The 7,861-nt window shown below is 73.8% G+C and carries 7 protein-coding genes; 2 read left to right on the top strand and 5 right to left on the bottom strand.

The window, feature by feature from the left end; all coding sequences use genetic code 11:
- Positions 1-136: 136 nt before the first annotated feature.
- From ruvX to ACF1AK_RS32310, 4 genes are read right to left on the bottom strand one after another with little or no spacing between them, the layout of a single operon-like run.
- Positions 137-616: a Holliday junction resolvase RuvX gene (ruvX, locus tag ACF1AK_RS32325; RefSeq protein ID WP_391502383.1), complete on the bottom strand. Its 480-nt coding sequence runs from the start codon at positions 614-616 to the stop codon at positions 137-139.
- Positions 617-632: 16 nt separating this feature from the next.
- Positions 633-3,302 (bottom strand): alanine--tRNA ligase, encoded by a 2,670-nt coding sequence (gene alaS / locus ACF1AK_RS32320; RefSeq protein ID WP_391502382.1) that lies wholly within the window; start codon positions 3,300-3,302, stop codon positions 633-635.
- Positions 3,302-3,745: a DUF6167 family protein gene (locus ACF1AK_RS32315; protein WP_391502381.1), complete on the bottom strand. Its 444-nt coding sequence runs from the start codon at positions 3,743-3,745 to the stop codon at positions 3,302-3,304. Before ACF1AK_RS32315 ends, alaS begins: the two co-directional genes overlap by 1 nt.
- A gap of 4 nt (positions 3,746-3,749) precedes the next feature.
- Positions 3,750-4,226, bottom strand: a complete 477-nt coding sequence (locus tag ACF1AK_RS32310; RefSeq protein ID WP_391502380.1) for a DUF948 domain-containing protein — start codon at positions 4,224-4,226, stop codon at positions 3,750-3,752.
- Between the two features lie 243 nt (positions 4,227-4,469).
- On the opposite strand from ACF1AK_RS32310, the gene ACF1AK_RS32305 reads away from it, so the two are divergent.
- Complete coding sequence (locus ACF1AK_RS32305) at positions 4,470-6,716, top strand: ATP-binding protein (protein ID WP_391502379.1); 2,247 nt, start codon at positions 4,470-4,472, stop codon at positions 6,714-6,716.
- A 111-nt stretch (positions 6,717-6,827) separates the two neighbouring features.
- A complete protein-coding gene (locus tag ACF1AK_RS32300; RefSeq protein ID WP_380761315.1) occupies positions 6,828-7,121 on the top strand; it encodes a tetratricopeptide repeat protein in 294 nt (97 codons plus the stop codon).
- Between the two features lie 82 nt (positions 7,122-7,203).
- Here ACF1AK_RS32300 and rpsD read toward each other — a convergent pair whose 3' ends face one another.
- Entirely contained in the window at positions 7,204-7,818 is a 615-nt protein-coding gene (gene rpsD, locus ACF1AK_RS32295; protein WP_350545081.1) for a 30S ribosomal protein S4, read from the bottom strand.
- Positions 7,819-7,861 lie beyond the last annotated feature (43 nt).

Below are 7,861 nucleotides of genomic sequence, written 5' to 3'. Positions count from 1 at the left end.
GGGGGTTTGGGTGGGTGGGGGGGCGGGGGGGGGCCCGGGGGGGGGGGGGGGGGCCCGGGGCCCCGCCGCCCCGGGCTGGGGGGGGGGGGCGGCCGCGCCCCCCCGCACCCCTCTTCGGGACGTTAGAACAGGCCGGTCAGCCCGCCGCCTCGACGCTCTCGCCGGGAGGGCGTCCGCTCACCCGTTCGGACTCAAGGGCGGTCTGCAGGATCACCACCGCGGCGGCCTGGTCGACCACCGAGCGGCCCTTCCTGGCCTTGACCCCCGAGGCGCGCAGCCCGTGGGTCGCGGTGACGGTGGACATCCGCTCGTCGACGAGGCGGACCGGCACCGGCCAGAGCCGGTTGGCCAGCCGGGCCGCGTAGCCGCGGACCTTCTCCGCCGCCGGCCCCTCCTTGCCGCTCAGCGAGCGCGGCAGCCCGACGATCACCTCGATCGCGCCGTACTCCTCGACGATCGCGGCGATCCTGGCCTGCGACTTCACCCCGGCCGGCACGGTCTCCACCGGGGTGGCGAGCACCCCGTCGGGGTCGCACGACGCGACCCCGATCCGGGCGTCCCCGACGTCGACGGCGATCCGCCGCCCGCGCCGGAAGGGCTTCTCCTCGAACTCCATCAGACCGCGGACCCCATCAGGAGGCACGCTCCGCGACCAGGCCGCGCACCGCGGCGACGGCCTCGTCGATCGCGGCCGGGTTGGTGCCGCCGCCCTGGGCGACGTCGTCCTTGCCGCCACCGCCGCCGCCGAGGGTCTTGGCCGCGGTGCGGACCAGCTCGCCGGCCTTGATGCCGCGGCCGCGGGCGTCCTCGTTGGTGGCGATCACGGTCAGCGGGCGGTCGTTGGCCACGGTGAAGGCGGCGACCACGGCCGGGCGCGAGCCGAGGCGGCCGCGCACGTCGAGGACCAGCTTGCGCAGCTCGTCGGCGCCGGTGCCGTCGGCGACCCGGGCGGCGACCACGGCGATGCCGTGCACGTCCTCGGCCGAGTCGGCCAGGCCCGCGGCGGCCGCGAGCACCTTCTCGGCGCGGAAGCGCTCGATCTCCTTCTCGGCGTCCTTGAGCTTGGCGAGCATGCCGGAGATCTTCTCCGGCAGCTCCTCCGGGCGGCCCTTGACCAGCTCGGTCAGCTGGGCGACCACGGTGTGCTCACGGGCCAGGAACCGGTAGGCGTCGGCGCCGACCAGGGCCTCCACCCGGCGCACGCCGGAGCCGATCGAGGACTCGCCGAGCAGCTTCACCAGGCCCAGCTGGGCGGTGTTGCCGACGTGCGTGCCACCGCACAGCTCCTTGGAGAAGTCGCCGATGGTGACGACCCGCACCTCGTCGCCGTACTTCTCGCCGAACATCGCGATGGCGCCGGCCTTGCGGGCCTCGTCCATCGTCATGACCTCGGCGGTGACCTCCAGCTCGCGGGTCAGCACGTCGTTGATCTTCTGCTCGACGTCGGTCAGCACGCTGCCGGGCACGGCGGCGGGAGAGCCGAAGTCGAAGCGGAAGCGGCCCGGGGCGTTCTCGGAGCCGGCCTGGGCGGCCGTCGGGCCGAGCGCGTCGCGCAGCGCCTGGTGGGTCAGGTGGGTGGCCGAGTGGGCGCGGGCGATCGCCCGGCGGCGCTCGACGTCGATGGTGGCGTACGCCGAGGAACCGAGCACGACCTCGCCGAACAGCACGCCGCCGGAGTGCACGATGACGCCCGGCACGGGCTGCTGCACGTCGCGGATCTCGACGACCGCGCCGGACTCCAGCCGGATCCGGCCGTGGTCGGCGAGCTGGCCGCCGCCCTCGGCGTAGAACGGGGTGCGGTCGAGGATGATCTCGACCTCGTCGCCCTCAGAGGCGGCCGGCGCCGGGACGCCGTTCACCAGCAGGCCGACCACGGTGGCCTCGCCCTCGGTGAGGGTGTAGCCGGTGAAGACGCTGGCGCCCGAGGTGTCGGCGACCTCCCGGTACGCGGCGACGTCGGCGTGGCCCGTCTTCTTGGCCTTGGCGTCCGCCTTGGCGCGGTCCCGCTGCTCCTGCATCAGACGGCGGAAGCCGGCCTCGTCGACCTGGAGGCCCTGCTCCTCGGCCATCTCCAGGGTCAGGTCGATCGGGAAGCCGTAGGTGTCGTGCAGCTTGAACGCCTGGTCGCCGGAGAGCACCACGCCGCCGGCCTGCTTGGTCTCGGTGACCGCGGCGTCCAGCAGGTTGGTGCCTGCCTTCAGGGTCTGCAGGAAGGCCGCCTCCTCACCGACGACGACCGTCTCGATGCGCTTGCGGTCGGTCTCCAGCTCCGGGTACTGCGGGGCCATCGCCTTGATCGCGGTGTCGATGAGCTCCTTGGCCACCGGCTCGGTGGCGCCCAGCAGCCGCATGTTGCGGATGGCGCGGCGCAGGATGCGGCGCAGCACGTAGCCGCGGCCCTCGTTGCCGGGGGTGACGCCGTCGCCGACCAGCATCAGCGCGGTGCGGATGTGGTCGGTGACCACGCGCAGCGAGACGTCCGCCTTGTGGTCGGCGCCGTAGCGGTGGCCGGTCAGCGCCGCGGCCCGGTCCAGGATCATCCGGCTGGTGTCGATCTCGAAGAGGTTGTCGACGCCCTGGAGGATGGCGGCCAGGCGCTCCAGGCCGAGGCCGGTGTCGATGTTCTTGCTCGGCAGGTCGCCGAGGATCTCGAACCCGTCCTTGCCGTCACCGTGGCCGCGCTCGTACTGCATGAAGACCAGGTTCCAGATCTCCAGGTAGCGCTCGCCGTTGACGGCCGGGCCGCCCTCCTCGCCGTACGCGGGGCCGCGGTCGTAGTTGATCTCCGAGCACGGGCCGCACGGGCCGGGGACGCCCATCGACCAGAAGTTGTCCTTCATGCCGAGGCGCTGGATCCGCTCGGCGGGCACGCCGATGACCTCGCGCCAGATCTGCTCGGCCTCGTCGTCGTCCTGGTAGACGGTGATCCAGAGCTTCTCCTGCTCCAGGCCGTAGCCACCGTCCGCGACGGGCGTGGTGAGCAGGTCCCAGGCGAACTTGATGGCTCCTTCCTTGAAGTAGTCACCGAAGGAGAAGTTGCCGCACATCTGGAAGAAGGAGCCGTGCCGGGTGGTCTTCCCGACCTCCTCGATGTCCAGGGTGCGCACGCACTTCTGCACGCTGGTGGCGCGCGAGAACTGCGGCTTGACCTCGCCCAGGAAGTACGGCTTGAACGGGACCATGCCGGCGTTGACCAGCAGCAGGGTGGGGTCGTCGGCGACCAGGGACGCCGACGGAACGACGGTGTGGCCGCGCTCCTCGAAGAAGCGCAGCCAGCGGCGGCGGATCTCTGCCGACTCCATTAGTGGTCCTTCCGGTTGGTACCGCCCCGCGGCGGAAGCGCGCGCCGGGGCGTTCTCTCGATGGCTTGGGGGGTGGTGCGGGCACCGTCGGAGGACGATGCGCGGGCACTGCTGGACGGAGGCAGGGCGGCGGCCGGGCTCCCGGGCGCCGCCGAGATAGCTCGGTACTGGGGCTCGCCGCGCAGCACCCCTCGGCGGCGCGGCTCGACGACGGCGGTGCCGTCGAGTCCGAGGTCCTCGCGCAGCTGCTCCTCGCGCTCGTTCATGCCGGAACGCACGTCCTGGGCGAACTGCTTGGCCAGGTCGCCCAGGTGCAGGGCGTTGCGGGCGGCGGTGCCGGAGAGGCTGTCCGGGGTGAGCCGGTGCACGGCCTCGTTGGCCTTGTTCATGGCCCAGACGGTGGCGCCGGCGCCGACCGCCATCCAGAAGATGCGTCGCACCATGCCGTCAGCCCCTCACCGCGCGCCGGACCCGGGAGAGCAGGCCGTTCCTGGGCGCGGTCGCGGCGCGCACCTCGGCCCGGATCAGCCGGGCCAGCTCCTCGCGCTCGGCCGGCTGGGCCGGCAGCGACACCCCGCCCTGCTGCTTGGCGACCGCCTTGCGCACGCCGTAGCTGAACGCCGCGACCTTGACCAGCGGGCCGCCGAGGGTGGCCGCGACGGTGGAGGAGAGCGCGTTGGCGTTGGCCGCCGCGTCCTGCACGTTGGCGGTGATCTCGTCCACCCGCTCCAGCTGCTCGTTGGCGCTGCGCACGGCGGTGCCGGCGTCGGTCAGCAGCGGCACGGCCTGTTCGGTGACGGCGGAGACCAGGACGGTGGCCTCCTTGAGCACCCGCGACAGCCGGACCAGCACGACCGCGAGCAGGGTGACCAGGACCGCCCAGAACACGGCGACGAGCAGGCCGGCCAGCTCTCCCACGGACACCTTGCGCGCTCCCTCGCCTTGCAGTTCTCCGGGCACTCATGCCCTACGGAACCCTATCGCGACCGCACGGACTTTCCGGACCGGGTTTCCCGCGCGGGGCGCGGCGATCCGACCGGGTGTGCGATCCGCGCGCGTAACCTACCCGCCGGTCACCTCGTTCTGCCAGGCGGGCCGCCACCCAGGCGGCGCAGACGGACGGACGCCCGGGCCGGCCAGGCCGGGGCCTCGAAGCGGGGAGCGGGCTTGGACGGGGAATCGAGACCACGGCCGGACCGGCCGGCACCGGGGCGGCTCCCGGCGGAGGTCACCAGCTTCGTCGGCCGGCAGCGCGAACTGGCCGCGCTGGCCGGGATGCTGGCCGGGCACCGGCTGGTGACGGTCACCGGCCCCGGCGGGGTCGGGAAGAGCCGACTGGCCCTGCGGGCGGCGGCCCGGGCGGCCGGCGCGTTCCCGGACGGCACCTGGCTGGTCGAGCTCGCCCCGGTGCGCAGCGGGCGGCTGCTCGGGCACGCCGTGCTGGAGGCGCTGCGGCTGCCCGACGGCACCGCGCGGGCCCCGCTGGAGGTGCTGGCCGAGCAGCTGGCCGGGCGCCGGCTGCTGCTGGTGCTGGACGGCTGCGAGCACCTGGCGGCGGACTGCGCCGAGCTGGCCGGGGCACTGCTGCGGGCCGTGCCGGGGCTGCGGGTGCTGGCCACCAGCCGGGTGGCGCTGCGCACGGCGGGCGAGCACCTGCTGACCCTGGACCCGCTGCCGGTCGGCCCGGTCGGTCCGGTCGGTCCGGATGATCCGGACGATCCGGCGGCGACGGCCGCCCCGGAGGGGGACGCCGCCCTGCCGGACGCGGTGCGGCTGTTCGCGGACCGGGCCCGGGCGGTGCTGCCGTCCTTCGAGGTGACCGCCGCGAACGCCGGGACGGTCGCACGTCTGTGCCGCCGGCTGGACGGCATCCCGCTGGCCGTGGAGCTGGCCGCCGGGCGGCTGCGGGCGCTGTCGGTGGAGCAGATCGAGGCCCGGCTGGACGACCGCTTCCGGCTGCTGACCGGCGGCGATCCGGCGGCCCTTCCGCGGCACCGCACGCTGCGCACCACGATCGGCTGGAGCCATGAGCTCTGCACGGTGCAGGAACGTTTACTCTGGGCCCGCCTCGCGGTCTTCGCGGGCGGCTTCGACCTGGACGCCGCCGAGTACGTCTGCACCGGCGAGGGCGTCGACCCCGACGATCTGCTCGACCACCTCACCGAGCTGGTCGCCAAGTCCGTCGTGCTGCGCGTGGCGGGCCCCCACGGCGTGCGGTTCCGGCTGCTGGACACCGTCCGCGCGTACGGGCTGCAGTGGCTGCGGGCCGGCGGCGAGGAGCACCGGCTGCTGCGCCGGCACCGGGACTGGTTCCTGGGCGTGGCCACCTGGGGCGAGGTCGAGTGGTTCGGGCCCCGGCAGGCCGAGACCGCCGAGCGCACCGCGCTGGTGCACGCCGACCTGCGGGCCGCCCTGGAGTACTGCCTGACCGAGCCCGGCGAGGAGCAGACGGCCCTGCTGATGGCCGGCACCCTCTGGTTCTACTGGGTCGGCTGCGGCCACCTCGGCGAGGGGCGGCACTGGCTGGACCGGGCGCTGGCGCTCGCCCCGGAACCCACCGGGGCCCGCGCCAAGGCCCTCTGGGTGACCGGCTACACCGCCACCCTGCAGGGCGACCTGGCGGCCGCCCGCCCCGCCCTGGAGGAGTGCCGCCGCCAGGCACTGGCCACCGGCGACGACCGCGCGCTCGCCCACGCCGTGCACCGGCAGGGCTGCGCCGCGCTGATCGGCGACGAGCCCGCCCGCGCCGTCGAGCTGTTCGAGGAGTCGCTCTGGCACTACCGCACCATCGGCGAACTCGACAGCAACGTGCTGATGGCGATGTTCGAGCTGGGCCTCGCCCACCTCTTCCAGGGCGACCGGGAGAGCGGCGAGCTGTGGCTCGGCCAGGTCCGCGAGCTGTGCGAGGAGCACGGCGAGCAGTGGGCGTACGCGTACGCGCTCTACGCGCTGGCGTACGCGCACTGGCTGAAGGGCGAGATCCGCCCGGCCCGGACGCTGGCCCGGGAGAGCGTGCGGCTCAACCACCTCTTCCACGACCTGCTGGGCATCGTGCTGGCGATCGACCTGCTGGCGCTGCTGGAGACCGAGCCGGCCGGCCCCGGGGAGAGCGGGGACCTGCGCGAGGCCCGGGTGCTGCAGGGGGCGGCGCACCGGATCTGGCGGGCGGTGGGCAGGCCGTTCTTCGGCTCGCGCGCCTTCAACGGCCCGCACCGGGCCTGCGAGGAGCGCGCCGGCGCCGGGCTGACCGAGCAGGAGTTCACCGACTCCTTCGCCACCGGCGCCCGGCTGGACCTGGACGCCGCCGTGCACCGGGCGCTGGGCGGCGGCGGGTCCCCGGACGGCCCGGGCCCGCGGCCGGGCCCCGGACCGCTGCCGCCGCCGGCGCCCCGGCCCTCCCCCGTCGGGCGGTGAGGAGCGCCGCCGGGGGCCGGGAATAGTTGAATCTTGTCCATTGCTGGAGCGGGCGGAACCACCGCACCACCGAGGGAGCATCCCGTGGCCAACATCGCCGACGAGTACCGCATGGCGAACTTCTACTTCGAGTCCAAGGCGTACACCGACGCCGCCCGCATGCTCGAAGGGGTGCTCGCCGAGGAGCCGGCCAACCTGTCGGTCCGGCTGCTGCTGGCCCGCAGCTACTTCCACTCCGCCCAGCTGCGCAAGGCCGAGGCCGAGCTGCGCCGGGTGCTGGACGCCGACCCCACCGAGGACTACGCCCGGCTGATGCTCGGCCGCACCCTGGAGCGCCAGGGCCGCGCCGAGGAGGCCCGCCCGCACCTGCGGCTGGCCTCCGCGATGACCGGCGAGTCCTACTGACCCGCCCGGAACAGGGGCGAGCCCCCGTCGCCACGAGGGCGACGGGGGCTCGCTGGGTACCGCAGGTGATACCGCTCGCGGGTCAGCGCGAGTAGTACTCGACGACGAGCTGCTCGTCGCAGATCACCGGGACCTCCTTGCGCTGCGGCGCGCGGTCCAGGCGGAAGGCCAGGGCCTTCAGGTTGACCTCAAGGTACTTCGGGGTCTGGCCCTCGCCCGCGTTGCCACCCTCACGGGCGACCTGGAACGGGACCTTCTCCTTGCTGCGCTCGCGGACGGTGACCACGTAGCCCGGCTTCATCTGGTACGACGGCTTGTTGACCTTGCCGCCGTTGACCTCGATGTGGCCGTGGACGACCATCTGACGGGCCTGGTAGATGGTGCGGGCGATGCCCGAACGCAGCACCAGGGCGTCGAGGCGGGTCTCCAGCTCGGCGACGAGCGCCTCACCGGTCTTGCCCTCGGCCTTCTTCGCGCGGTCGAACGCACGCGCCATCTGCTTCTCGCTCAGGTCGTACTGAGCGCGCAGACGCTGCTTCTCGACCAGACGGACCTTGTAGTCCGAGTTCTGCTTGCGACCACGGCCGTGCTGGCCGGGCGGGTACGGGCGGGCCTCGAAGTACTTGACGGACTTCGGGGTCAGCGGCACGCCGAGCGCACGCGCGATCTTGACCTTGGGGCGCTTCTGGTTCGCCATGAACCAAACCTTCCTTGCTCACGAATACGGCTTCACCAGGTGT

Source organism: Kitasatospora sp. NPDC015120, from assembly GCF_043080305.1.
Lineage (GTDB): Bacteria > Actinomycetota > Actinomycetes > Streptomycetales > Streptomycetaceae > Kitasatospora.
This window is presented reverse-complemented; position numbering and strand designations above follow the sequence as displayed.